Genomic DNA, 21,754 nt, shown 5'->3' with positions numbered 1-21,754 from the left:
GTATAAAAGGAGACCGAATGACTGAACGTGAATGGGCCATACTTGACCGCTTAAAAGAGGAATACGGAGACATCGGTTCCGGCTTGCGTTTTAATAACCCCTTTGAACTGCTGATCGCCACCATTCTATCCGCCCAATCAACGGATGTGCGGGTGAACATGGTGACCGAAGACTTATTTAAAAAGTACCCTACAGCGGCGGCCTTTTTATCTTTAAATGAAGAATCTCTGAGCCGGGAAATAGCCAGCATCGGCTTATACCGGTCAAAGAGTAAAAATATACTCAAGACCTGCCAAATCCTCGTCACAGAATACGGGGGAGAAGTGCCTGATGACCGGAGTCGGCTCGAGGCCCTGGCGGGGGTCGGACGGAAAACAGCCAATGTTGTCCTATGCAATGCCTTTCACAAGCCGGCCTTTGCAGTGGATACCCATGTCTTCCGGGTGACCAATCGGCTGGGTTTTGCCAACCACAGTACGGTTGTTGGTGTAGAGAAGCAAGTCACTGAACGTATACCTGAAGACCTCTGGTGTGATGCCCACCACTGGTTTATCTGGCATGGACGGGGCCCTTGCAAGGCCCGCCAACCGAAGTGTAAGGCCTGCTTCTTAGCGGATTTATGTGAATGGTCAGATAAGCATAAATATCAATAAAAAGTTAAAAATTGATTATTTAGAAAAGTTTTCGCTTTTATACTATACAATTTTTCATTCAAGTGCTACAATTTTCACAGATAGATAAGGAGGGAAGGCTGTGCATGATGCAAGCGTTTGGACAGTTGTCCACCAGGCACTCGGTGAACATAGGAGCGACTTATTACTCATTATGCGCGATTCTTGGTCCGCCGAGACGGTTTGGAAGGCCCCCTTGTCATTCTTTAAAGAAAATTATCCAGATGTGCCCATGGCTGTTTGGGAAAGATATGAAACACTTCGGCAAAAGGCGGATTTAGCCTTGCGGGAGCAATGGCTCCATGACCGCAAGGTTCAATTGGTTTTCCGCGGGGATGCCGATTATCCGATGGCGCTGGAGGGTTTATACGACCCGCCGGCTCTTTTGTATTCTCGGGGCGCCTTTGCGCCGGACAAGCTTCACCTGGCCATCGTTGGCAGTCGCAAGGCCACCTATTATGGTAAAGATGTGGCCCAGCAGCTGGGGGCGGAATTGTCCAGCGAGAATTGTGTGGTGGTCAGCGGCCTGGCCCGGGGCATTGATGCCCGGGCCCATGAAGGGGCCTTGGAAGGTGGTGGCGGCACAATTGGCGTCCTGGGTACCGGCATTGACCGGGTCTATCCCAGGGAAAATAAGGACCTTTATGAAAGAATCCTGCACCACCCCCATGGGCTTATTTTAACGTCCTTTCCACTGGGGGCAGAGCCAAAGGGCCACCACTTTCCCCGTCGGAATAGGATTATCGCCGGCTTATCTGCTGGCCTGGTGGTTGTTGAAGCGGCCAGCAAAAGTGGCGCCCTCATCACCGCCAACCTGGCTTTAGATAATGGGCGGGATGTCTTTGCTGTACCGGGGATGATCACCAGTCCCCAGTCTCAAGGCTGTTTACGGCTTATCAAGGATGGCGCAAAAATGGTTTGCGACGTCAATGATATTTTGGAAGAATACGGTCAGCAGATGCTTTTTGAAGGGGAAACAGCGGTGTCCGCCCAGGCGGATGATCCGCAAACCCGATTAATCATGGACCAGCTGAGCGCTGTGCCTGTATCTCTAGACTATTTACTTCAAGAGCTGGACATGCCCATTGAAGATTTGTCGGCCCAATTGAGTTTACTCTCTATTCAGGGCAAGGTTGAGGAGTTGCCCGGCCGGCAGTTTAGAAAAAGATAAGTAGGAGTAGGTATTTACATGGCAAAAAGAGCTAAAAATTTAGTCATCGTAGAGTCGCCGGCAAAGGCTAAGACCATTGAAAAATTTCTTGGTCGCAGCCATTATCAGGTCGTCGCCTCTATGGGACATGTGCGAGATTTACCAAAAAGTCAACTTGGCGTAGACATTGAAAATGACTTTACGCCTAAATATATAACCATCCGGGGCAAGGGCCCCATCATTGCTGATTTAAAGAAGGCCGCCAAAAAGGCCAATAAAATCTACCTGGCCAGTGACCCTGACCGGGAAGGGGAGGCCATTGCCTGGCATTTATCCCAGCAATTGGGCCTGGATGAAGATGATAAGTGCCGGATTACCTTTAATGAAATCACCAAGGACGCCGTCAAAAACGCCGTCCAAGAGCCGCGGACCATCGACATGGATCTGGTCGATGCCCAGCAAGCCCGCCGGGTCGTTGACCGGATTGTAGGGTATAAACTATCCCCGCTTTTATGGCGGAAGGTAAAAAAGGGCTTTTCCGCCGGCCGGGTCCAATCCGTGGCCCTACGGCTTATCTGTGAGCGGGAAGAGGAAATCAAAAATTTTGAACCGGTAGAGTACTGGTCCCTGACCTCGACTTTTAGCAATAGCCGCAAAGATACTTTTACCGCTAAACTCGCAAAAATTGACAATAAAAAAGCGGAAATCCCCAATAAAGAGGCCATGCAGGCCATCCTGGATGACCTTGAGGATGCTTCTTACCAGATTGGCAAAGTCAAGAAGACCATGCGGAAGAAAAATCCCCCGCGGCCATTTACGACCAGCGCCCTCCAGCAGGAGGCTTCTCGCCGCCTGAACTATACGGCTCGTAAGACCATGCGGATTGCCCAGGGCTTGTACGAGGGGGTAGCCCTTGAAGGCAGTGGCCCTGTCGGTCTGATTACCTATATGCGTACCGACTCTGTTCGGATTTCTACTGCGGCCCAGGCTGAAGCCCGGGACCTGATTACTGCCGATTATGGTCAGAAGTATCTGGGCGGCTCGGCCAAGAGGGCTAAGGCCGCCGGCGGCAATGTGCAAGATGCCCACGAAGCTATCCGCCCCACATCAGCCATGCGCCGGCCCCAGGATGTCAAACCCTACCTATCCAATGAACAGTATAAACTCTACAGCCTTATTTGGACCCGGTTTATTGCCAGCCAAATGGCGGCTGCTGATATCCAGCAAACGTCGGCAGCGGTTCTTGCCAAGCAGTATACCTTTAGCGCAACCGGCAGCGTCATTATTTTTGACGGCTATCTGAAGGTTGAGCAGGAATTTAATAAAGACAAGAAGGAAGAAGGTTTTCTGCCGGAATTGAACGATGATGAAGCGGTCCAGCTCAAGAAGCATGAGCCCAAGCAACACTTCACCCAGCCGCCGGCCCGTTATAATGAAGCCTCCCTCATTAAAACGATGGAGGAACTGGGCATTGGCCGGCCGTCCACCTATGTGGCCATCATTGAAACCATCACAGGGCGAAATTATGTGGTCAGGGAAAATAAGCAGTTTTACCCGACTGAGGCCGGTGAACTGGTCAATGACCTTTTAGTCACCCATTTTGGAGATACCATTAACGTTGACTTTACCGCCGAGCTTGAATCTGAATTGGACGATGTGGAAAGTGGCGACCGCTATTGGAAGGACGTCATTCGGGCCTTTTGGCAGGCCTTTGAGCCCCACTTGGAAAAGGCGGAAGAGAATATTGGCGATGTCAAGATTGAAGATGAAGTGACCGATATCATCTGTGAAAAGTGTGGTAAGCCCTTTGTCATCAAAATGGGGCGGTTTGGGAAATTCCTGGCCTGCTCCGGTTTCCCGGATTGTAGAAATACCCGGCCCCTCTTAGAAAAAATTGGGGTGGTTTGTCCCAAGTGCCGTGAAGGAGATGTGGTCAAACGCCGGAGCAAGAAAGGCCGGGTCTTCTACGGTTGTAGCCGGTATCCGGATTGCGACTTTGTCAGTTGGGACAAGCCGACTGGCGAGACTTGCCCGGCATGTAAAGAGGGCTACCTGGTTGAAAAAAACACCAAACGGAGCCAGCGGATTGTCTGCAGCAACAAGGACTGTGGCTATAAGGTAGAGAAAGAGGCCGATCATGAATAAGGTAACCATTATAGGTGGCGGCCTGGCCGGGAGTGAAGCCGCTTGGCAATTGGCCAAGCGGGGGATGCAAGTAGACCTTTATGAAATGCGGCCGGACGTCATGACGCCGGCCCATGCCAGCGGGGACCTGGCTGAACTGGTTTGCTCCAACTCCCTGCGGGCCAAGGACCTAACCAATGCAGCGGGCCTACTGAAGGAAGAGCTGCGGCAGGCTGACTCCCTGGTCATGCAGATGGCCGACCGGCATGCCATAGGGGCAGGCGGGGCCCTCGCCGTTGACCGGGAGGGCTTTCAAAAAGGGGTCACCCAGGCCCTGATGGACCATCCCCTGGTCAACTTAATCCGGGAAGAAGTTAAGGCAATCCCTAGAGAAGGGGTCAGGATTATAGCCAGTGGGCCGCTGACCTCAGAGCCCCTGTCGGCAGATATCCAAAAAATCACCGGGAGCGACCAGCTCTACTTTTACGATGCGGCTGCCCCCATTATCAGCAAAGAATCCATTCATATGGAAGATGCCTTTTGGCAGTCCAGGTATGACAAGGGACCAGCCGAAGATTACCTGAATTGCCCCTTAGACGAAGACCAATACGCCGCCTTTTATGAGGCCGTCCTGGCGGCTCCCTGGGCCCCGACCCGGGACTTTGAAGATGAAGTCTTCTTCGAAGGCTGCATGCCCATTGAAACCATGGCCGGTCGCGGCCGGGACACCCTGCGCTTTGGCCCTATGAAGCCAGTTGGCCTGGTTGACCCTAAAACCGGGGAACCCCCCTATGCGGTGGTCCAACTGCGGCATGACGATGCCCACGGCCAATTGATGAATATCGTCGGCTTTCAGACCCGGATGCGCTGGGGGGCCCAGGGAGACATCCTCCGGATGATTCCCGCCCTAAGGGATGCGGAAATTGTCCGCTACGGGGTCATGCACCGGAACACCTATATTAAATCACCGGATATCCTCCTGGCAACTGGGCAACTGAAGGCAGATCCTCAACTCTTCTTTGCCGGACAAATGACCGGGGTAGAGGGGTATGTCGAATCAATAGCCGGCGGGCTAGTGGCCGGAGTCAATGCCTACCGCCTTCTGCAGGGGCTAGATCCGCTGACCTTCCCCCAGACCACGACCCTTGGGGCCCTGATGGGCTATATCAGCCATTCTCTGAGCCCCAACTTCCAGCCGATGAATGTGAACTTTGGCCTGCTGCCCCCCTTAGAGAAGAAGGTGCGGAATAAAAAAGACCGCAACAGCCAGTATGCTGACCGGGCCCTGGCGGACTTCGCTTCCTTTTTGAAGGAGAATGATCTTGATTAATGATCAGTTAACCCTTTTCTTAGACTATCTCGCCTATAACAGGCGGTTATCCCCCAATACCTGTGCAGCCTACGCCCGGGATTTAAACCAGTACAAGGCCTGGCTAGAGCGGGAAAAGCTTTCTTTTGCGGAAGTAAGGGCCAATGATGCCCGGCTATACGTCTATGAGCTGGGCGACCGCCAGTATGCCAAGACCACCGTTGCCCGGAAGCTGTCGGCCATCCGGGCCTGGTATGATTACCTGGCCCGGACCGGGGTCATTAGTGAAAACCCCTGGCAGGACATGACCGCCCCCAAGGCTAGCAAGCACCTGCCTGTAACCATCACAGAAGCGGAAATGGCCAAATTTCTAGACCAAATCCGACAGGATACCAGTCCCTTGGGCCTGAGGGATGCCGCCATCTTTGAATGCCTATATGGGTCCGGCTTACGGGTTTCCGAGCTGGTCGCCCTCAATCTTGGTGATATTCAAAAGGCAGCAGCCTTTCCCATTTTGAAAGTTACCGGCAAGGGGCGGAAGGAAAGGATGGTCCCCATCGGGCGGCAGTCCATGGCGGCTTTTACCGCCTATATCGACAAGGGCCGACCGGCTCTGGTTAAAGATCCAGAGGAAGCGGCCTTATTTCTGAATTTTTTGGGTAAAAGATTAACAAGACGGGGGGTCAATTACCTCCTGGATGAATACATAAAAAAAGGAGCCCTCAAGTTTCGGGTCTCGCCGCATGCCTTCCGGCATAGCTTCGCCACCCACCTTTTGGACCATGGTGGTGACTTGCGGATGATTCAAGACTTGCTGGGTCATGAAAGTCTATCGACCACCCAAATTTATACGAAAGTATCTGCGCAACGATTACGCGATGTTTATTTACAAGCACATCCCAGGGCACATGAGAAATGAGATGATCAAATGAGTCAATTCCATGCAACAACAATTGTTGCTGTCAAAAAGCCTGAAGGCGTTTCGCTCGCCGGCGATGGACAAGTCACCATGGGCGAAACAACAATTATGAAAGGAACGGCACGCAAGGTTCGCAGACTTTATCATAATCAAGTGCTTGCCGGCTTTGCCGGTTCGGTGGCAGATGCCTTCACCCTTTTCGATAAGTTTGAACAACACTTGGAAGCCTCCGGCGGCCACCTGGTCCGGGCAGCCATTGCCCTGGCCAAGGAATGGCGAACAGACCGGATGAGCCGGCAGCTGGAAGCCTTACTTATTTTAGCAGACCGGGATAACCTCCTGATTGTCAGTGGCGGTGGGGAAGTGATTGTACCGGAAGATGGCATTTGTGCCATCGGTAGTGGCGGCAACTATGCCCTGGCCGCTGCCAAGGCCCTAAAAGCAAACACCGACCTCCCTGCAGAGGAAATTGCCCGCAAAGCCATAGAAATTGCAGCAGATATATGCGTGTATACCAACCACAATATTATTGTCGAGACACTTAAAGGAGGGGATGCTGATGAATAGTGACCGACATGTACCCAATTTGTTGCCTAAAGAGATGGTGGCCTACCTGGACCGGTATATTATCGGCCAGACGGAGGCCAAGAAAAGTGTCGCCATCGCCATCCGCAACCGCTACCGCCGGAGCCGGCTGCCGGAAGACTGGCAGGAGGAGGTTGCCCCCTCGAATATCATTATGATGGGGCCCACCGGCGTTGGTAAGACAGAAATTGTCAGGCGGATATCAAAGATCCTTGGCACCCCCTTTGTGAAAGTGGAAGCCACTAAGTTTACCGAAGTCGGCTATGTCGGCCGGGATGTGGAATCCATGATTCGGGACCTGGCTGAAGCAGCGGTGCGAACCGTCCGCGAGCAACGATTTGAAGAAGTTAAAGACCAAGCCCAGCGCCTGGCCAATGACAGGTTACTCGACATCCTAGTCCCTAAGAAAACCCTGCGCCAGCGGGCATCAGATGCCGGTAACCCCCTGGAGCTCATTTTTGGGGGCACAGCTGATAAAGATAATCCACTCCTGACCGATAGTGTTGATGAAGTCAATGAACGCAATGACAAACGCACTATTTTCCGTGAGAAACTCAAGCGAATGGAACTGGAAGATGAAGTGGTTGAAATAGAAGTCGAAGAAAAACCGATGACCAATGACCTCATGGCACAGTCCGGTATGGACCAAGTCATGGACAATATGAATGACCTCATGAAAAAAGTCATGCCGGATAAGAAGAAAAAACGTCGGATGACCATTGCTGAAGCCCGGAAGATTTTAACCGAGCAGGAAGCAGACAAGCTCCTAGATGACGATGCCGTAGCAGAAGAAGCCATCAAGCTGGCTGAAAACCACGGAATTGTCTTTATTGATGAATTGGATAAGATTGCCAATGCTCAGGGGGGGAGCGGCCCGGATGTTTCCCGCGAAGGGGTACAACGGGATATCTTACCCATTGTCGAAGGGTCTGTGGTTAAAACCAAGTATGGAAACTTGCGGACAGACCATGTGCTTTTTATAGCGGCAGGGGCCTTCCATGTCGCCAAACCGGATGATTTGATCCCAGAGCTCCTGGGCCGGTTTCCGGTCAAGGTCCGGCTGTCCAGCTTAAGCGAAGAAGATTTTGTCCAAATTCTGACCAACACAGACTATTCTTTAATTGATCAATATCGCAAGATTCTCGCCACAGAGGACTGTGAAGCAGAATTTACCGAAGACGGTATTGCTGAGCTGGCCCATATCGCCTACCTGATGAATGCGTCAGAACAAGACCTGGGCGCAAGGCGCCTGGTGACCGTTATGGAGGATATGCTGACCGAGGCCTTGTACCAGGCCGGCGAAGAAGCTTGCACCCTCCAGATTAACCAGGCCTATGTGCGGGCGCACGTGGCTTATGCCGGAGAAGAGAACGATTATAGCAAGTACTTAATTTAACTGTAAATAGGATGGATACTGCAAGGGCTTTCAAGAAAGGAACATTATGTCTGAATTATTAGAGAAAACACGCCGATTAAATAAGTTATTGCAAGAAGGCTCCGAAAATGACAGCACCTACATTGATTTTAATAACATTGCCGATATTTTATCGGATATGATCGAGTGCAATACCTATATTTTAGGGGAGCACGGGGCCCTCTTAGGTCACCACTTTATGGATGACTTCAATTGCTCTTTAATGGAACAAATCATCCTTAAGGATAAGCGGATGCCTAAAAACTACAATGATGACTTGATCAACACCGATGCAACCAAGGCTAATGTGCCCAATACCGGTGACCGCTGCTTCTTCAGTGAAAAGAACTGTGATTTTGGCGGCAAAATCACTACAGTGATTCCGATTGTCGCCGGTAAGCGCCGGCAGGGGACCCTGCTTTTAGCCAAGTTCAAAGTGGAGTTTACCGATGAAGACCTGGTCTTAGCTGAATATGGCGCTACGATTGTTGGTATTGAAATCATGCGGAGCAAGGTGGAGCGTGATGAAGCCAAAGGCCGGGAAAAGGCCGCTGTGCAAATTGCCTTGGATACCCTGAGCTATTCTGAAATGGAAGCCATCGAACACATCTTTAACGAATTAGATGGGGAAGAAGGCCTGCTGGTTGCTTCTAAAATTGCAGACCGCGTTGGCATCACCCGGTCTGTCATCGTTAATGCCCTGCGGAAGTTTGAAAGCGCAGGGGTTATTGAATCCAAGTCCCTGGGGATGAAGGGGACCTATATCCGTGTCCTCAATGAATTCCTACTTGAAGGCATTGCCCAGCGGACCAGCAAACACTAGTGACCAATAAAAAAAGAGCCCTAGGGCTCTTTTTTTATTGCTTATTCATATCTTAGGGCGTCAATCGGGTTCAGCTGGGCCGCCTTGTTGGCTGGGTAGTAACCGAAGAAGACCCCAATTAACATGGAGAAGCCGGTTGCCAGGAAGATGGCCAGGAGGCTGGGCCCGGTGACTGCTTTTAAGGCCAGACTGCCTAAAAATCCGAATAGCCCGCCGGCTAAGATACCGATTAAGCCGCCGATGACACAAACAATGATGCTCTCGACGATAAACTGGAGGCGAATATCAAAGTTGGTGGCCCCCAGGGCCTTGCGAATCCCGATTTCCCGGGTCCGCTCTGTGACAGAGACGAGCATAATATTCATGACGCCGATCCCGCCAACCAATAGGGAAATACCGGCAATAACAGAAATAGCCAGCTTGACACTGTTTAAGGTGGCATTGACTTGGTTGGTCATTTCTTCAACGCTCTGGGTCAAGACTTTGAACTGGGAGTTGTTGGTGTAGTACTGGTTCATATAGTCTTCCAGCTCTTTAGTAAACTTGATGGTGTTTTCGCTGGTGGCGGCGGTGACGGTAACCTGGCGGTAGCCCTTGGAACTGTCATTGGTCAGCCGCCCGGCGGTGGAGACCGGGATATAACAGGCCGTTGTTTTGCTATTTGGGTTGCGCCCGTTCATGGCGGCGGTCATGGGGTCGTCGTTGTATTCATAGATGCCGACGACGGTAAAGGTATGCATTCCCGAGGCTCCCCGGACCTCAATTTCCTTATTGAGGGCCTTGCTTAACTTATCTCCGTAGAGTTCCTTAGCCATCTTATCGGAAATGACTGCTGTATTGCGCAGGTTTTGTACGTCGGCCTCCCGGATAAAGCGACCGGCTAGGATTTTGATATTATTACTTTCGGCCGACCCGGGGCTCACCCCGTTTAAGGTGATGTTGGCCTTCCGGTAGCCATGGCGGACTTCGCCGCTGCCGGCAGACTTCTCTAAGCTCACGCCGACAATCCGGTCACCGAACCGGGCCTGCATGGACTCAAGCATTTCCGGCGAGATGAGGTCTTGCTCAGAAGGCTCATACATGTAGTCATCATCCCGGCTATTGACATAGAGGTAGACGTTTTGGGACCCGAAAGTCGAGAGGGAGGAGCTAATGCTCGAGGTCATGGCATCCCCGATGGTGAGGATGCTGATAACAGACGCGATGCCGATGATGATCCCCAGCATAGTAAGCAGGGACCGGATCTTATTGGCCCGGAGGCTTTCTAGGGCTAGGCGGATATTTTCGGTAATATTCATTGGCTCGCTGCCTCCCCCTCAAAGAGATACCCATCCTGCATGGTTAACTTCCGTTCTGTCTGGTCGGCCAGTTCAGGGTTATGGGTGATGAGTAAAATGGTCTTTTTAGACTCTTCATGGAGGCGGTGGAAGATATCCATGACCATGTGGCCAGTGGCTGTATCCAGGGCCCCGGTGGGTTCGTCAGCCAGGATGATGGCTGGATCATTGACCATGGCCCGGGCAATGGCGACCCGCTGCTTTTGCCCCCCGGAAAGTTCATTGGGCTGGTGGTTCATCCGGTCTTTCATGCCCACTAAGTCCAGGAGGTATTCAGCCCGTTCCCGGCGTTCCTTGGCAGGGGTGCCGGCATAGAGCATGGGAAGCTCTACATTCCTGAGGGCACTGGACCGGCCCAGGAGGTTAAAGGTCTGGAAGACAAAACCGATGAGGCGGTTGCGGATGCCGGATAGGTCCCCATCGCCGGCTTCGGCAATATTTAAGCCGTTGAGGAAGTAGCTCCCTTCAGTAGGTCGGTCTAGGGCGCCGATGATATTCATCAGTGTGGATTTACCCGACCCGGATTGACCGACAATCGATACAAACTGGCCCGATTCAATGGTCAAGTCAATCCCGTGGAGGATTTCCAGTTCATTGGGTTCGCCAATATAGTAGCTCTTGCGGATATTCCGCATGCGGATTAAAGAGGACTCACTCATAGGCTGCTCCCATCCTCGCTGGTCTCACCCTCGTCTGACTTCAGCTTGTCGCTGACCGTTACCCGACTGCCCTCGGTCATTTCCTCAGGGTCATTGAGGATTTTCAGGTGGTCCTTTAAGGCCTTACCGGTAATCACGACATTGACGTCATTTTCCAGCTCTGTTTTGACCGGGATCTTCTTTAATTCATAAACGCCTTCCTTGCCTTGGACCGGTTCCAAGGCCATGACATGCTTGCCCTGGTCGCTGTCGATAATGGCTCCGAAGGGGACGGCATAGACGTTTTCATCTTCGGCGGTGATGATATTCAGGCGGACCTTCATACCGGATAGCAGTTCTCTAGGTGCCTTTTCAATCACGATTTTTGCCGTAAAGGTGGGGTTGGCATCGCCGCTGGCACTGGGGGCAGCCCCATCGGCAGAAGGCATAGCGCTGGCTGCACTTTGGGTGGCTGCATTAGCGATAGAGACGACCCGGCCATGATAAACTTTGTCGCCGGTGGCGTCAGCCTTGATTTCAACAGACTGGCCAACGCGGACGGTCCGGAGGTCAAATTCCTTAAGTTCGGTCTTGATGACCAGGGCGTTTAAGTTTTCCAGCTTAAAGAGAGCGCCACTGGGCACACTGCCTTGCTTGGCAAAAATCTTGGTGACGGTGCCGGCCATGGGGGCCCGGATGGTCATATCCTGGAGGTCTTCATACATGGTGGCCAGTTCCACTTCTGCAGCGCTGGTATCGCCGGCTGCGGCTGTGGTGGCGATATTATCTTCATAGGTATTGATTTCTTCATTGGCTGCGACCCGGGCGGCAGCTAGGCTCCGCTGGGCCTGGTCATAGTTGCTTTTAGCGGTTTCAGCTTGCAGCTTGGCTGTGCTCAGGTTGTCTTGCCGGGCCTTGGCGGACTTGCCGCGAAGGTCCTTCTGGAAGTTTTCATTTTCAAGGGCCTGGTCATAGGCCAGCTGGGCCTGAGCCAAGGCCTCTTCCCGGCTGGTGATTTGGCTCTCCCAGGAAGACTTATTGGCATCGGCGCTGGCATACTTAGACTCGGCATCAGAGAGGGCCGTCTGGGCTCTGGAAAGGTCATTGTTGAGTGAATCCAGGTCACCGTACTGGGCATCGTTGGCCGGGAGCTGGCCCGGTACTTCCTGGTCCTGGTAGATGGGGTTGCCCGCTTCATCCTTGCCAATTTCGACTTGCTTGGTGGTGGTATAGCCGGCAATATCTCTTTGTTTTTGGGCAATGGCGGTTTGGGCATTATCCCGTTCGGTCCGGAGCCGCTGCCGGTCTTGGTCATATTGCTTGGCATCGTTAACCGCTTGGTTGTACTTGCTACGGGCTTCGCTTAACTGGGCCTTAGCTTGGTCTAAGCGTTGGGCCGCATTTTCCCGGGCTTGCTTGCTGCTGATTTTTGCTGAGGATTCATTGGTCAACTCAGGGTGGTAACCTTCTTCCAGGGCCTTTTTCATGTCCTGGTAATTTTTTTCAGCGGCATCCCAGGCATACTTGGCTGATTCGACAGCATTACCGGCAGAAACCAGGGTTGCATTGGTCCCGTTGTTTAAGGCCCGGGCCGCAGCATTATACCGGTTACGGGCGGCCTGGACTTGGGCATGGGCACTGCGGGCACTGACGCCGGCAGCTGCTTCCCGCTGGCGGATTTGCTGGCGGAGTTTCTTATCGTCCAACTTGGCTAGGACTTGGCCCTCTTCGACTTTTTCCCCTTCTTCAACGAAAATTTCTTTGATGGGGGCGGTTTGAGAGGTATAGACCTCCACATCCTTATCGGTTTGAATTTCCCCTGTGGCAGAAACGGTGGTGGAGAAGTGGGAGGGGGTCAGTTCGGTAACCCGGTCTGCAGCGATGGCCTCATCCCGGCCCTGGTTTAAGGCCGCATAGGCGACCCCACCAATGAGGAGGGCGATGACAACGCCACTGGCAATCAACCGTTGTTTTCGGGTAAACCGGCTTTTCTTTTGCCCTTGCTCGCCTTGACTCGCTGAGGCTTCTTTTTTAGAAAATGGATTTTGCATGGTGTCTATTCCTTTCATATTTCTTGGAGTGAAATCATTGTATCGCACCAATGGTACAATGTCAATTCAGGAAAGGGAAGAAGGGGAAAGAAGCCTATTCATTATAGCTATTTTATGGTAAAATATTAATCGCATAAATTCGTAAATATAATGAAGGTGATATTTTGTATTGTAATCATTGTGGCAATCAATTATCTGCAGGTGACCTTTTTTGTTCCCAGTGTGGGTCCAAGGTGGAACAAAAGCCGGTTGAGCCCTGGGATTTAGATGATAATGATTTTGATAGTACCCGCTTATATGATCCCCAGGAAACCCTGGACCAGCTCAATAAGACCGCACCGGTGGAGGCGTCCCGGTATAGTAGCCAGGCGGAAGAGCGGCCATCTGTCGGTCATCGGCCTTACAGCAATTACTATGAAAGGGAATCCAGCGCCCGGGCAGCCCAGCGTTTAAGCCGGCGCTGGCAGGATGCCAAAGAGAGTGTTTACACCCCTAAGGCTGACCAGGCTCCGATAGCAGAACGACCTGAACCGGTTCAAAAAGAAAGCAAGGAAAAAGAGGGCTCCCTGTTCAACCGCTTTTCAGCCAAGCTTGGCTATGGGCCGGAAGCTCAGCCAGCCAGTGATGACCACGTAGCGGCCAAGGCCAAGAAGAAGGCCCGGGTCAGTGAAAGAAAACAGGCCAAACAGCGTCATCGTCAAGAAGGAGAAGCGCCGAACTATCGGAGCCTATATGCTGGAATTGTTATTTTAGGGATTGTGATTGGGGTTATCTTAGGGCTCTTATTGGTTAAGCCCTGGAGTAATGGAAATCCGGAGCCCCAGCCGGTTGCAACCGGTGTGGTCGCCCCAGTTGAGCTTGCTCAAGCAGGTGAATAAGCGCATAGAAAAAAGGGTCTGCAGATGCAGGCCCTTTTCTTTTATTTAATCAGTTTGGAAATGGCTTTAAAGTCGGGGTGCTCAGAGGTCCGGCATAATTCGAAGAGGACGGCTTCAACTGTGGTTAGGCCGATGCCCTCGTGCATCATCCGTTTTAGGCCAATCTTGTGATCTAGCTCATAGCGGCTGGAGCAGGCATCCACCACGAGAAAGACCTGGTAGCCGGCAGCGGTCATGTCAATGGCGCTTTGGGCAACGCAGATATGGGTTTCAATCCCGTAGAGGAGGATGGTCTTCGGCGCCCGGTCTTTTAAGTCCTGGCGCAAGTCATCAGCGTCATAAATGCTGTAGCTCCGCTTGTCGTAGACCGGTGCGCCTTCTAAAACTGGCCGGAGGTCAGCAACGGTATCTCCCAGGCCTTTAGGGTATTGCCGGGTCACAGCGACCGGGACTTGCAGAATGTTGAGCCCTTCAGTGAGGATCCTCGCCCGGGCAAGGATGCGGTCAGCCTCCCGCATAACCGGTAGGAGTTTTTCCTGGTAGTCAATGGCGTAGGCAAGGGTTGAATCGGGAAATAGTCTCATAACATTACTCCTTTTTTGTAAATGCGTCAGGGTTTAAGGGGAGGAGGTCCTCGGGTAGAAAGAGACCGTCATGGCGAATGCATTCACCATCAAAATAAATATCGCCACCGCCCCATTCCGGCCGCATAATAAGGACCAGGTCCCAGTGGACATCGCTCTTATTACCATTGAAGGCGTCATCGTAAGCTGAGCCGGGGGTCAGGTGGATGCTGCCTGCAATCTTCTCATCAAAGAGGATATCGTTCATGGGATTGAGGATAAAGGGGTTACAGCCCAGGGCAAATTCCCCCAGATAGCGGGCCCCTTCATCGGTGTTAAAAATAGCTTCTAAGAGGTCGGGGTGGTTGCCGTCGGCATGGACAATCCGGCCATTTTTAAAGGTCAGGGTGACGTTTTCAAAGGTGGTGCCCCGGTAGCGGGAGGGGACATTATAGCGGATGACCCCGTTGGCGCTATCCTTGACAGGGGCGGTGTAGACTTCGCCATCAGGGATATTGCATTCACCGGCGCACTTGACGGCGTCAATCCCCTTGATGGAAAAGGCAATATCCGTTCCCGGGGCAACCAGGCGGACTTGGTCGGTCTGGTTCATCCTTTGGACCAGGGCATCCATGGCGGTGCTGAGCTGGCTATAGTTTAAGTTACAAACCTGGAAGTAGAAGTCTTCAAAGGCTGCAGTGCTCATATTAGCGGACTGGGCCATGGCCCCATTGGGGTAGCGGAGGATGACCCAGCGGGACCGGTCCACCCGGTCCCGGAGGACGGGGCTCATGGCCTTGGCATACCGGGCCAGCTGGGCTTGGTCCACATCGGCCAGTTCAGCGGAATTATCGCCGGCGCGGACGGCAATATAGGCGTCCATTTTTTTCATCCGGGCCAGTTCTAAGTCAGCCAGGTCAAGCATTTGGCTTTCCCGGGCCCCCTTCAGGTAGGCCCGGGTGAGCCGGGGTTCTGATAGCTGGAGGTAGGGGTTGGCCCCCAGGTCATAGCTGGCTTCCAAGAGGGCCTCAGCCAGGGGTAGGGCATCATGCCCGGAAATATCCAGGAGGACATTATCGCCTTCCTGGAGGTTTACCGAGTAGCCGGTGAGGTTTTTGGCGAGTGTTTTAATCCGATCATCCATTGATTTAACTCCTTAATTAATCTGCCACTGTTTTTTATCGAGGGTGCGGTACTGGATGGCTTCTGCAATGTGCCGTTCACTGATCGGGCCCCCGGTATCCAGGTCTGCTATAGTCCGGGCCAGTTTCAAAATCCGGTCGTGGGCCCGGGCCGATAGGCCTAGACTTTCAAAGGCCTGGCGCAAGAGGGCCTTAGGCTTGGGGCCCAGGGCGCAAAACTGCCGGATGTCCTGGTGACTCATGCTGCCATTGGCAAAAATAGACCGGTCGGCAAAGCGGTCGAGCTGGAGCTTTCGGGTGGCGATGACCCGCTTGCGGATCGTTGTGGAAGATTCAGCTTCTTTTTTATCATATAAGTCATTAAAGGCCACCGGGCTCAGCTCAATTTGAATATCAAAGCGGTCCAGAAGAGGGCCGGAAATTCGCTGGCGGTAGCGGCTGACCTGGGCAGGGGTGCAGGTGCATTCGTGGTGGGGGTCATTTAGATAGCCGCAGGGACAGGGGTTCATAGCGGCTAAAAGGATAAAATCACAGGGGTAGGTCACCTGGGCACTGACCCGGGAGACGGTGACCTCGGCATCTTCCAGGGGCTGCCTTAATCCTTCCAGGACCTCCCGGCGGTACTCCGGCAATTCATCCATAAATAGGACCCCGTGGTGGGCCAGGGAGACTTCACCCGGCCGGGGGATGCGGCCACCGCCAATGAGGCTGGCCTGGGAGGCGCTGTGGTGGGGACTGCGGAAGGGGCGGTCGGTGACGAGAAAGTGTTGGTCCGTTAAGAGGCCGGCCACAGAATAGAGCTTACTGGTTTCTAAACTTTCGGCCTGGGTGAGCGGGGGCAAGATGCCGGTAAAGGCCCTGGCCAGCATGGTCTTACCAACGCCAGGCGACCCGATAAATAAAACATTATGGGCACCTGCAGCCGCAATTTCCAGGGCCCTTTTTGCCTCATCCTGGCCCTTGACATCTGAAAAATCATACTTTAAGGGACGGTCGGCCTGGAGGATCTGGTCTATATCCGGTTTCGGCTCACAAGTGACATCTGCCGGATCCTTCAAAAAAGCGACCACCTGGCTTAAGTGGTTAAAGCCGTAGACCGGGGCATCGCTTAGGGCCGCCTCCTTGGCATTGGCAGCCGGCAGGACCATTTTAAGGCCGGCGGACTTGGCCTCCAGGGCTGCCGGTAAGACGCCATGGACCGGGTGCAGGGCCCCATCCAGGCCCAGCTCACCTAAGACCATAAACTGGTCAAGGCCTTCGGCCGGTAGCTGCTCGGTGGCAATTAAAATAGCCAAGGCGATGGGCAGGTCATAGCTGGGCCCTTCCTTCTTTAGGTTGGCAGGGGCCAGGTTGACCACAATCTTCCGTGGCGGAAAATCAAATCCGGCGTTTTTTAAGGCAGTATGGACCCTTTCCTTGCTTTCACGGACGGCAGTATCCGGCAGGCCGACGATATCCCAAGAGGGTAGGCCGCGTGCGGCATCTATTTCAACAGAAACGGTATAGACCTCTAAGCCGGTCAGGCAGGCACTCTTTAATTGGGCAAGCATGGGATACCTCCTAGGAAGTGATCTGGTAACTGGTCCATAAACTGGAAGTGACGGCGTGCATCATCCGGTCTCTGATACCGGGGTTGTCTTTCGCCAGCTGGGCAATTAAGGCCTTTTCCTCTGACCGCTTGGTAAAGCCGTCTGCCGGGCAGGCATTATGCATAATCGGCAGGTCTAACTTTCTGACGATCCGGCGGATATCGGCCTCTTTTACAAAGACCAGGGGCCGGATAACGGTGAGGTCCGCCCGGCTCAAGTAGGCCCTGGGGGCAAAGGTGTGGAGCCGGCCCTCAAAGAAAAGACTCATGAGGAGGGTCTCAATGACATCATCTAAATGATGGCCCAGGGCGACCTTGTTACAGCCATTGGCTGCGGCCCAGTTGTTGACTGCCCCTCGCCGCATCCGGGCACAGAGGGAGCAGGGATTTTTTTCCTGGCGCTCTTCAAAGACAATGGGGCCAATATTAGAGGGCACCACTTCAAAGGGAATGGATAATTCTTCACATAAGGCCCGGTGGGCGGTATAGTCGTTTTCCCAGCCCAGGTCCACGCTCATGGCCTTAATTTGGAAGGGGGTCGGCAGGGTCTTTTGTAAGACTGCCAAACTATAGAGAAGTAGGGTGCTGTCCTTGCCGCCGGATAGACCGATACCGATACAGTCACCAGCTTCAATCAGTCCGTAATCCCGACTGGCCCGGCGCATAGGGGCAAAAAGGTCCTTATTATAGGCCCGCCAATTTCGCTTCATATCATCGCTCCTTTTCTTTATTATAGGAAAGGCACCGGTAAACAGCAAGTAAGAGGAACAAAAAAGAAACAGTTGCCGGGAAAACTTGAGGGGCGGCTCCCCTTCAGCTATAGTAAAGGTAAAGACGATTGAAGGAGGTTTCCTAATGCTGAAAAAAAGAATCATGGCCCTCATGGCCGGGGCCCTATGCTTAACCGCCTGGTCCCTGGCCACTGCAGAACCAGCCCAGGCCCAAGTGGTCCGGTCTGAACCGATTGCGCCGGGTGTTGTGGAAGAAATGCACCACTGGCAGAATGCCCGTATTGGGGTGTGGCGGTGTGACTTAACCAACCCCAACACAGACTTACGCCTGGTGGCCGGTGCCGGTGAGTATACCCGGCGGGCAACGGTCGGCCAAATGAGCGCTCGGACCAATGCCGTCGCCATGATGAATGGCGATTACTTCAACATGGCCCTGCAGGGCTCGCCCATAGGTCCATCTATTGTGAACGGCCGCCTGCAGAGCTCGCCGGCGGTGATTATCGGCCTTTACTCCCTGGGTATTGATGCCGGCGGTACAGCCCATATCGAAGCCATGACCTTTAATGGTGGCGTCAAGGCCGCCGATGGGGCCAGTTTCCCTCTGGATGGTCTGAATAAGACCTACTACTGGCATGACCCATCCGGCCAAGAAAGCCATACCGATACCATCCAGATGTACAATGATTTCTGGGGCAGCGCTTCCCGAGGCCATGCCACGAATACTGAAGTTCTTATCGGTCCTGATGGCACGGTCGAGCAGATTTCCTATGGGAAAAACCTGCCCTATCCGGTCCCGGATGGAAAGATCATCTTACAGGCCAATGGCCAAGGGGAGCTTTTTGTCAAAAAACACCTGAAAATCGACCAAAAGGCTCAAGTCTGGGCCGGCGTCCAACCGGACCGCCAGTGGAAGTTCCTGGTTGGGGGCCATGCCCTCCTGGTCAATGACGGCCAGCTGGTACCCTACACCAAAGATATCAATGTCTTAGGGGGCGTCCGGGCCCGGACCGCCGCCGGTATTTCAGCTGACGGCAAGACGGTCTACTTTGCTTGTGCAGAAGGGCGGACCAGCCGGAGCGCCGGCCTTTCCTTGGGCCAGCTCAGCCGCTTTATGCAGGCGCTAGGGGCTGATAAGGCCGTCAACCTGGATGGGGGCGGGTCCAGTACCCTGGTGAGCCGGCCTCTGGGGAGTTTTAACCGGCAGGTGGCTATTGCCCCGGAAGGCTTTGGGGCCCAAAGGGCTGTGGTCAATGGCATCGGGATATTTAATGAAACGCCGGAAGGGCCTGTTGTAGCCGGAAAATTATCCGGCCCCAGCCGGCTGGTACAGGGAGAAAGTGGCCAGTTTGGCTTGGCAAGTGCCTGGGACGCCAATTACCACCCTAAGGCCACCCAAGGCCTGGCCTTAACCTATACAGATGGTGGCCAAAATGGCATCTGGGATGGTCCCTGGTTTGTAGCCCTCCAGCCCGGTACGGTTTCGGTCAAAGCTCTGGCTGATGGTCGGGAACTTGCCCAGAAAGACTTGGTCATCCAGGGCCCGGAAGCGGTATCCGGTATCCGAATTCAGTTGGACAAATTTATGGTTCAGCCCGGTGACTTCGTCAATGCCCGGGTCTTTGCTAAAACCCTGGATGGTCGGTCTATAGAGCTATCTCCTCGGGTGATTAATTGGCAGCTGGAAGGCTTTACCGGCGACATTACCGGCGAGTATGGGGCCTTCGGGATTAACCAGCTCAATAACCTAGCAAATGGTAAAATTAAGGCGACCTTTGGCAACCATACCGCCGAAGCCTACCTGGGTAACCCAGCCTATCGCTTGCTAGACCTGGGCATTGGTCAGAGCCAGTATTGGCTGGATGGCCAGGCTCATCAGCTGGATGTGGCGCCCTATATTCATGAAGGGCGGACCCTTGTGCCCTTGCGGCTCATTGCTGAAGCCTATGGTGGAGAAGTGACCTGGTCCGATGAGCGGCGAGAAGTGGAAGTGGCCCTTGGCCAAACCCGGATTATCCTACCGGTTGATGAAAACCGGGTGACAGTGAATGGGGACAGCCGACCCATCGATGTATCCCCGCAGATTCGTAATGGCCGCACCTTCGTACCCATCCGCTTTATTGCTGAGACGGTAGGGATGCAGGTGGAATATAACGACCAAAGTCGGACCGTTAGCATCATTGCGCCAAAGGAATAGCCTGGTAAATAATCCTTGGCGAAAATAAAAAGCCGGGCCGAATGAGCAAATCATTCGGCCCGGCTTTTTAGCTGGCTTAGTCTTCGTCCGGGGCTGTCCATGTTTTAAAGGTCATCATATTGAGGGGGACATCCTTGACCAGGGGAATTAAGTCGGGGCGGCCCCAATATTTTTCCTTGTTTTCGATGGATTCTAAGAGGACCACCACAGGGACCTTCCCGCCAAAGCCCTCATGATACTGGAGCATCCGCTTGGCCCGGGTTTCAGGGTCTAGGTCTAAGAAGTTATTTTCAACGACAGCGACGCCAATAACGCGTTCTTCGGTTTTTACCAGAGCACCGTTAAATTTCATTTTATCACCTCAGCTGCCATTATATCATAGGCGCGAAAAGGCGCAACTCTGTTGCCGAGATTCCTTTTACAGGGTAGTATTAAGGGGAGGAGGGGAGCCTGATGCGTCGAATCTTACATATTGATATGGATGCTTTTTTTGCCGCCGTTGAGCAACGGGACCATCCCGAATGGCAAGGCAAGCCGGTGATTGTTGCCGGGGCTTCCGATACCCGGGGCGTGGTTACGACTGCCTCCTATGAAGCCCGGGTTTTTGGCGTTCATTCGGCGATGCCCGTCATGCGGGCCAAACGCCTTTGCCCGGCAGGTATTTATGTACCGGTTAGGAAAGATGCCTACCGGCAGGAGTCCAAGGTGATTATGGGCTTACTGAGCAAGGTCACCCCCACCATGGAAATTTTATCTGTCGATGAGGCTTTTTTAGATGTGACCGAACAAACAGCAGATATGGCAGCCGCCATTCGCCTGGCTAAGGCCATCCAGTACCGGATTCATGCCTTACGAGGTCTGACCTGTTCGGTAGGAGTATCCTATCAGAAGTTTGCTGCCAAGCTGGCCAGTGATTTTAATAAGCCGGCTGGCTTGACGGTCATTAACCAGGAGAATTTCAAAGACCAGGTCTGGCCCCTACCGGTCGGCCGGATGATGGGGGTTGGTCCCCATACCCAGGCCCTTTTGGAAGGCGAGGGGATTTATACCATAGAAGACCTGGCTAAAAGCAACGTACATAGCCTTGCCCGCTTACTGGGCAAGCGGGCAAGCGATATTTATGACCGGGCCAATGGCGTTGACCCCCGGCCGGTCGTGACCGTAAGGGAGGCTAAGTCCATTGGCCGGGAGCGGACCTTTTCCATCGATATTGCCGATAAAGAGGCCTTGAAAAAAATCCTGGCTGACCTGGTCCAGGATGTATCCAAGCGCTTAAGGCGGGAGGCCTTACTGGCAAAAACCGTCACCTTAAAATGGCGGCTCAGCGATTTTACCACCCATACCAAGCAGGTCCAGCTGCCCTGGCCGGTCAATGGCTTTAAGCCCCTTTGGCAGGCGACAAATGCCCTCCTGAATGACTGCTATACCGGGGCCCCCCTGCGGCTCATTGGCATGACGGCCTCCCAGTTAAGTGGTGAAAATGATCCGGATGTCCAGCTGGCCCTTTTTAATGAAAGCGGTGACCTAGATGACCTGGACCGGCTGATTGAACGGCTCCAGATCAAGTATGGCAAGGACAGTATGATGCGGGCCATACATTTACCGAAAAAAGGGGACCATCGTCCAAGATAGGAGGT

General features: G+C 53.2%; 19 protein-coding genes and 1 pseudogene. 12 read left to right on the top strand and 8 right to left on the bottom strand.

Annotated features, from left to right (window positions below; all coding sequences use genetic code 11):
* Positions 1-17: 17 nt before the first annotated feature.
* The 8 genes from nth (at position 18) to codY (ending at position 8,995) form a co-directional block, all read left to right on the top strand.
* The gene (gene nth / locus ACKQTC_RS02805) at positions 18-653 is read left to right on the top strand and encodes an endonuclease III (RefSeq protein WP_408976907.1); all 636 of its coding nucleotides are present in this window, start codon (positions 18-20) and stop codon (positions 651-653) included.
* A gap of 100 nt (positions 654-753) precedes the next feature.
* Positions 754-1,842 (top strand): DNA-processing protein DprA, encoded by a 1,089-nt coding sequence (gene dprA / locus ACKQTC_RS02800; protein WP_408976906.1) that lies wholly within the window; start codon positions 754-756, stop codon positions 1,840-1,842.
* Between the two features lie 18 nt (positions 1,843-1,860).
* Complete coding sequence (gene topA / locus ACKQTC_RS02795) at positions 1,861-3,966, top strand: type I DNA topoisomerase (RefSeq protein WP_408976905.1); 2,106 nt, start codon at positions 1,861-1,863, stop codon at positions 3,964-3,966.
* Positions 3,959-5,275 carry an FADH(2)-oxidizing methylenetetrahydrofolate--tRNA-(uracil(54)-C(5))-methyltransferase TrmFO gene (gene trmFO / locus ACKQTC_RS02790; RefSeq protein ID WP_408976904.1) on the top strand — a complete coding sequence of 439 codons (1,317 nt, stop codon included), beginning with the start codon at positions 3,959-3,961 and terminating at the stop codon, positions 5,273-5,275. Before topA ends, trmFO begins: the two co-directional genes overlap by 8 nt.
* Positions 5,268-6,173: a tyrosine recombinase XerC gene (gene xerC / locus ACKQTC_RS02785; protein WP_408976903.1), complete on the top strand. Its 906-nt coding sequence runs from the start codon at positions 5,268-5,270 to the stop codon at positions 6,171-6,173. Before trmFO ends, xerC begins: the two co-directional genes overlap by 8 nt.
* A 9-nt stretch (positions 6,174-6,182) precedes the next feature.
* Complete coding sequence (gene hslV, locus ACKQTC_RS02780; protein ID WP_408976902.1) at positions 6,183-6,740, top strand: ATP-dependent protease subunit HslV; 558 nt, start codon at positions 6,183-6,185, stop codon at positions 6,738-6,740.
* The gene (gene hslU, locus ACKQTC_RS02775) at positions 6,733-8,154 is read left to right on the top strand and encodes an ATP-dependent protease ATPase subunit HslU (protein ID WP_408976901.1); all 1,422 of its coding nucleotides are present in this window, start codon (positions 6,733-6,735) and stop codon (positions 8,152-8,154) included. Before hslV ends, hslU begins: the two co-directional genes overlap by 8 nt.
* Before the next feature lie 46 nt (positions 8,155-8,200).
* Positions 8,201-8,995, top strand: a complete 795-nt coding sequence (gene codY / locus ACKQTC_RS02770; protein ID WP_408976900.1) for a GTP-sensing pleiotropic transcriptional regulator CodY — start codon at positions 8,201-8,203, stop codon at positions 8,993-8,995.
* 41 nt (positions 8,996-9,036) lie between these two features.
* On the opposite strand, the gene ACKQTC_RS02765 is transcribed toward codY, so the two are convergent.
* From ACKQTC_RS02765 to ACKQTC_RS02755, 3 genes are read right to left on the bottom strand one after another with little or no spacing between them, the layout of a single operon-like run.
* On the bottom strand, positions 9,037-10,293 hold the full coding sequence (locus ACKQTC_RS02765) for an ABC transporter permease (RefSeq protein WP_408976899.1): 1,257 nt from the start codon (positions 10,291-10,293) through the stop codon (positions 9,037-9,039).
* Positions 10,290-10,991 (bottom strand): ABC transporter ATP-binding protein, encoded by a 702-nt coding sequence (locus ACKQTC_RS02760; RefSeq protein ID WP_408976898.1) that lies wholly within the window; start codon positions 10,989-10,991, stop codon positions 10,290-10,292. The genes ACKQTC_RS02765 and ACKQTC_RS02760 overlap by 4 nt, the downstream gene beginning before the upstream one ends.
* Positions 10,988-13,039: an HlyD family efflux transporter periplasmic adaptor subunit gene (locus ACKQTC_RS02755; RefSeq protein WP_408976897.1), complete on the bottom strand. Its 2,052-nt coding sequence runs from the start codon at positions 13,037-13,039 to the stop codon at positions 10,988-10,990. Before ACKQTC_RS02755 ends, ACKQTC_RS02760 begins: the two co-directional genes overlap by 4 nt.
* A gap of 146 nt (positions 13,040-13,185) precedes the next feature.
* Here ACKQTC_RS02755 and ACKQTC_RS02750 point away from each other — a divergent pair.
* A pseudogene (locus ACKQTC_RS02750) lies at positions 13,186-13,251 on the top strand (zinc-ribbon domain-containing protein); the annotation flags it as partial.
* 3 nt (positions 13,252-13,254) lie between these two features.
* On the top strand, positions 13,255-13,899 hold the full coding sequence (locus tag ACKQTC_RS02745) for a hypothetical protein (RefSeq protein ID WP_408976945.1): 645 nt from the start codon (positions 13,255-13,257) through the stop codon (positions 13,897-13,899).
* A 41-nt stretch (positions 13,900-13,940) separates the two neighbouring features.
* Here the strand turns inward: ACKQTC_RS02745 and ACKQTC_RS02740 are convergent, their stop codons facing one another.
* The 4 genes from ACKQTC_RS02740 to ACKQTC_RS02725 are packed head-to-tail and all read right to left on the bottom strand — an operon-like array spanning position 13,941 to position 17,902.
* On the bottom strand, positions 13,941-14,483 hold the full coding sequence (locus ACKQTC_RS02740) for a hydrolase (protein ID WP_408976896.1): 543 nt from the start codon (positions 14,481-14,483) through the stop codon (positions 13,941-13,943).
* A 4-nt stretch (positions 14,484-14,487) separates the two neighbouring features.
* Positions 14,488-15,606: an aminopeptidase gene (locus ACKQTC_RS02735; RefSeq protein ID WP_408976895.1), complete on the bottom strand. Its 1,119-nt coding sequence runs from the start codon at positions 15,604-15,606 to the stop codon at positions 14,488-14,490.
* Between the two features lie 12 nt (positions 15,607-15,618).
* Positions 15,619-17,154: a YifB family Mg chelatase-like AAA ATPase gene (locus ACKQTC_RS02730; RefSeq protein ID WP_408976894.1), complete on the bottom strand. Its 1,536-nt coding sequence runs from the start codon at positions 17,152-17,154 to the stop codon at positions 15,619-15,621.
* A 10-nt stretch (positions 17,155-17,164) separates the two neighbouring features.
* The gene (locus tag ACKQTC_RS02725) at positions 17,165-17,902 is read right to left on the bottom strand and encodes a tRNA 2-thiocytidine biosynthesis TtcA family protein (RefSeq protein ID WP_408976893.1); all 738 of its coding nucleotides are present in this window, start codon (positions 17,900-17,902) and stop codon (positions 17,165-17,167) included.
* A gap of 145 nt (positions 17,903-18,047) precedes the next feature.
* Here ACKQTC_RS02725 and ACKQTC_RS02720 point away from each other — a divergent pair, with 145 nt between their 5' ends.
* Positions 18,048-20,117: a stalk domain-containing protein gene (locus tag ACKQTC_RS02720; protein WP_408976892.1), complete on the top strand. Its 2,070-nt coding sequence runs from the start codon at positions 18,048-18,050 to the stop codon at positions 20,115-20,117.
* A gap of 76 nt (positions 20,118-20,193) precedes the next feature.
* Here ACKQTC_RS02720 and ACKQTC_RS02715 read toward each other — a convergent pair whose 3' ends face one another.
* Complete coding sequence (locus ACKQTC_RS02715; RefSeq protein ID WP_408976891.1) at positions 20,194-20,469, bottom strand: hypothetical protein; 276 nt, start codon at positions 20,467-20,469, stop codon at positions 20,194-20,196.
* Between the two features lie 101 nt (positions 20,470-20,570).
* On the opposite strand from ACKQTC_RS02715, the gene ACKQTC_RS02710 reads away from it, so the two are divergent.
* Positions 20,571-21,749: a DNA polymerase IV gene (locus tag ACKQTC_RS02710; protein WP_408976890.1), complete on the top strand. Its 1,179-nt coding sequence runs from the start codon at positions 20,571-20,573 to the stop codon at positions 21,747-21,749.
* Positions 21,750-21,754: the final 5 nt, after the last annotated feature.

It is taken from the genome of Peptococcus simiae, from assembly GCF_046097595.1.
In the GTDB taxonomy this organism is placed as follows: domain Bacteria; phylum Bacillota; class Peptococcia; order Peptococcales; family Peptococcaceae; genus Peptococcus; species Peptococcus simiae.
This window is presented reverse-complemented; position numbering and strand designations above follow the sequence as displayed.

Coding starts and splice junctions, on each gene's coding strand:
- topA (WP_408976905.1), top strand. CDS start 1,861: ATGGCAAAAAGAGCTAAAAATTTAGTCATCGTAGAGTCGCCGGCAAAG.
- ACKQTC_RS02755 (WP_408976897.1), bottom strand. CDS start 13,039: ATGAAAGGAATAGACACCATGCAAAATCCATTTTCTAAAAAAGAAGCC.
- codY (WP_408976900.1), top strand. CDS start 8,201: ATGTCTGAATTATTAGAGAAAACACGCCGATTAAATAAGTTATTGCAA.
- ACKQTC_RS02765 (WP_408976899.1), bottom strand. CDS start 10,293: ATGAATATTACCGAAAATATCCGCCTAGCCCTAGAAAGCCTCCGGGCC.
- ACKQTC_RS02725 (WP_408976893.1), bottom strand. CDS start 17,902: ATGAAGCGAAATTGGCGGGCCTATAATAAGGACCTTTTTGCCCCTATG.
- ACKQTC_RS02735 (WP_408976895.1), bottom strand. CDS start 15,606: ATGGATGATCGGATTAAAACACTCGCCAAAAACCTCACCGGCTACTCG.
- ACKQTC_RS02710 (WP_408976890.1), top strand. CDS start 20,571: ATGCGTCGAATCTTACATATTGATATGGATGCTTTTTTTGCCGCCGTT.
- trmFO (WP_408976904.1), top strand. CDS start 3,959: ATGAATAAGGTAACCATTATAGGTGGCGGCCTGGCCGGGAGTGAAGCC.
- hslU (WP_408976901.1), top strand. CDS start 6,733: ATGAATAGTGACCGACATGTACCCAATTTGTTGCCTAAAGAGATGGTG.
- ACKQTC_RS02720 (WP_408976892.1), top strand. CDS start 18,048: ATGCTGAAAAAAAGAATCATGGCCCTCATGGCCGGGGCCCTATGCTTA.
- ACKQTC_RS02740 (WP_408976896.1), bottom strand. CDS start 14,483: ATGAGACTATTTCCCGATTCAACCCTTGCCTACGCCATTGACTACCAG.
- ACKQTC_RS02760 (WP_408976898.1), bottom strand. CDS start 10,991: ATGAGTGAGTCCTCTTTAATCCGCATGCGGAATATCCGCAAGAGCTAC.
- hslV (WP_408976902.1), top strand. CDS start 6,183: ATGAGTCAATTCCATGCAACAACAATTGTTGCTGTCAAAAAGCCTGAA.
- ACKQTC_RS02730 (WP_408976894.1), bottom strand. CDS start 17,154: ATGCTTGCCCAATTAAAGAGTGCCTGCCTGACCGGCTTAGAGGTCTAT.
- ACKQTC_RS02715 (WP_408976891.1), bottom strand. CDS start 20,469: ATGAAATTTAACGGTGCTCTGGTAAAAACCGAAGAACGCGTTATTGGC.
- nth (WP_408976907.1), top strand. CDS start 18: ATGACTGAACGTGAATGGGCCATACTTGACCGCTTAAAAGAGGAATAC.